We start from the raw sequence: 3174 nt of genomic DNA, 5'->3' as shown, positions 1-3174 counted from the left end.
GCCGAATCGTGTCCCTGCCAGGCAGAGCCCGCACCAAGAATCGCCCCACCGAGAACGATGACGGGCGGCAGGATGAAGACCCGGAATCGTCCTCCCAGCAACGATCCGATCAACAGGCTGAAAATGGCTACGGTACTCACGACACAACTCCCTGAATTGGTCACGAGTGTTAACGGCGGCGACCTAATAACGGCTTAAGCGGCATGGTTGAACAGCCGTTCAAATGCGCGCGCAATGCTGTGCGCAAATGCCGCGATTTGCCGGGAATCGCGGCGTGGTGCCCGCATTATTGTCACGTGTGTGACAGGACTTTGTGCATTCTCTTGTTGCGGCGCTGCGTTGCAGAAAATCGATTTGATTTTTTCGGTGCACTGCCGCAATGTCGCTTTGTTTAGTTAAGATATACTTTGTCCCACGTCGACGATTTCGATGTATTGGCTCGCAATTCTCAATTGCGATGAGCGACGAGGCAGCGAGGTTCGGATGGCTGTAGCAACTTACGGTTCGGAAAACTATTATTCGGCTATATCGAACCGGCGCGGTGCTCTCCAAAGACCCCTCCAGGTGGCATTGATCGCMGGTGACTTCGTCGCCGTGCTTCTCAGCTATTTCGCGGCGAACGGTCTTTATCGCACGCTCGTGGCCGAGCAGGATTCATCCGTTGGAGCGGGTCTCGTCGTCGGCGCGGTGTTCGTGACGATCGCTTACTTCCAGGGCGTCTATGATCATCATCGCCTCTTGAATACGATCTGGCAGCTCCGCAAGGCTCTGGCGGTCTGGTTCATCTCGCTGACCATTCTCGCGGTCGAGGCCTTCCTGCTCAAATCGTCCGCGGATCTGTCGCGCGGGACCACGCTGTTGTTTGCCGCGACGGGCGGCGTTGCCTTGGGCGGGCTCCGCGTGCTGTGGCGCCTGGCGCTGACGTCGAGCTACGCCAAAGGGCGCCTGGTCGACCGGAAGGTGGTGCTGCTCAGCCTCAAGCCTCTCGATTTCACCTCGAGCCGCTTCAAGGATCTGCGCAAGCACGGCTTCAATGTCGTGCGGCATTTCGTGCTCGAGCCGTCCGAAGAGGGCGCGGGCTGGGATCGCGAGATCCGCGACATCACCCGTCAGGCGCGGACGGCGGATGTGGAAGAATATCTCCTGGTCATCGACTGGGACGAAATGCCTCTGCTCCAGAAGCTGAGCCAGCACCTGCGCGTGGTTCCGCAGCCGATCCGCCTTCTGCCGGATTTCCCCATCGCCGATCTGGTCTCGCGCCCGTTCCAGCCCGTCAGCGGCACGGTCGCGATCGAAATCCAGCGTGCGCCGCTCAGCGTGTTCGAGCAGGCGCAGAAGCGCTGCCTCGACATCGGCCTTGCCTCGTTCGCGCTTCTTCTGCTGGCGCCGCTGCTGGTGACCGCCGCGATCATGATCAAGCTCGATTCGAAGGGCAACGTGATCTTCAAGCAGTCCCGGCGCGGGTTCAACGGCAAGCAGTTCGAGATCTGGAAGTTCCGCTCCATGACGGTGGCGGAGAACGGACATGTCGTCACGCAGGCGACGAAGAGCGACGTGCGGGTGACGCGCGTCGGTCGCGTGCTGCGGCGGACCAGCATCGACGAACTGCCGCAGCTCTGGAACGTCCTGCGCGGCGAGATGTCGCTGGTCGGGCCGCGCCCGCACGCGCTGGCGCACGATAATTATTACGACCAGCTCATCAGCAACTACGTCTATCGCCATCACATGAAGCCCGGCCTGACCGGATGGGCCCAGGTCAACGGCTTCCGCGGCGAAACCCCGACGATCGATCTGATGGAAAAGCGGGTCGAGTACGATGTCTGGTACGTCAGCAACTGGAGCATCTGGCTCGACATCAGGATCATCCTGAAGACCGCGCTGGCGCTGATTCATCAGGAAGCCTATTGAGCCCTTGACGGCTGGGGTCTGGTCCCGCGCACGTCCATAGGCCCAGCGTCGCCAACGATGCCCGTAAAGGGCAGGAATGGGCTAGTCCCTCATATGGGCAGGCCTGTCATCCGACGGGTAGCAGGGATGGCGCAGTTGCAGTCCCTTTTCCGTGACGTAGCGCCGAAATAGTTCCCGGTCGATTTCCGGCGCTCCGCATGTCCGGTTGAGAAGTTCGGCACGCGCGCCCGCGGCGGCTGTCTGATAAAGCGCGGCCGCGCTCGGAAACAGACGCGCGCTGAAGACGTCGGTGAAATCCTGAGCCGCACTCGCTTTCAGCTCGGGCGACAGCGCGCCATAGACGCGAAGTGCCAGCGGCGCGCGAATGAGCTGCAGCCAGGCTTCGTGTGGCGCGAACCTGTAGGAAAGGCCGAGCAGCGTCGCCGCGTGCGGTCCAAAGCCTTCCTGACGTATTGCCGACCAGTAGGCACCGAGCCACCCCAGTCCTTCGGAAGGCGCGCAGAGCAGCAGCGCCCGGCTCGAGGACGTAACCGCCTCGGTGTCGACGTCAGCCTGCTTCAGGTCGCCGCTGCGTGTCGACTCGTCGGCGACTGCCAGCTGCAGCAGCAAGAGCTCTCGCATCGTCTTGGTGCTGCATTGCCGCTGGGCCGCTGCCAGATTCTCCGCGACCAGCTGCCTGAGCTGATCCGTATCGTATCTCTCTCCGCGTGAAACCCGACTGGCGACCTGCGGGATCGCCGCAGACGTCAGATTGGGGGCCGCGTATACGACCCACGCCATTGCGCCGGCCGCAAGAGCGATGTTTACGCCGAGCAGAACCTGACGATATCCTCGCGGCGACGGCGGCTGCGCAGGTCGCGCGCTAGGCTCCCTCGACATAATAGCTGCCGTAGTGCGAGCCCTTATACGCCTCGATCCGCTTCAGCATCTTCGGATTGGCGCGGTTGAGCACGGCACCCAGCACCTTCTTCTGGATGCCTTCCGAGCTTGCCATCGACTCCTGCAGCGCGTTGCGGCTGGTGCGGCCCCACTCGATCACATAGACCATGGCGTCGACGAGGTGGCTGACGGCCTTGGCGTCCGTCACCGGCATCACCGGCGCCAGATCGATGATGATGTATTCGTATTCCTCGCGCACCACCGCGAGCAGGTCCGCCATCGACTTGGATGCGATGACGTCCGCCGAGTTCACCATCCGCGATGCGAGGAAGGACGGCATGAAATCGAGCCCGCTCTCCTTGCTGCGCTGGATATGATATCCGAACG

At 61.9% G+C, this 3174-nt stretch carries 2 protein-coding genes and 1 pseudogene; 1 reads left to right on the top strand and 2 read right to left on the bottom strand.

Annotation, left to right across the window (positions count from 1 at the left end):
- Positions 1–483: 483 nt before the first annotated feature.
- A complete protein-coding gene (locus ACXJL8_RS37470) occupies positions 484–1908 on the top strand; it encodes an undecaprenyl-phosphate glucose phosphotransferase (protein WP_456621606.1) in 1425 nt (474 codons plus the stop codon).
- 81 nt (positions 1909–1989) lie between these two features.
- Here the strand turns inward: ACXJL8_RS37470 and ACXJL8_RS37465 are convergent, their stop codons facing one another.
- Positions 1990–2517 (bottom strand): hypothetical protein, encoded by a 528-nt coding sequence (locus ACXJL8_RS37465; protein ID WP_456621607.1) that lies wholly within the window; start codon positions 2515–2517, stop codon positions 1990–1992.
- A 253-nt stretch (positions 2518–2770) separates the two neighbouring features.
- Positions 2771–3174 (bottom strand): annotated as a pseudogene (locus ACXJL8_RS37460) (chain-length determining protein); the annotation flags it as partial.

The sequence above is a fragment of the Bradyrhizobium sp. P5_C11_2 genome (genome assembly GCF_054049755.1).
This window is presented reverse-complemented; position numbering and strand designations above follow the sequence as displayed.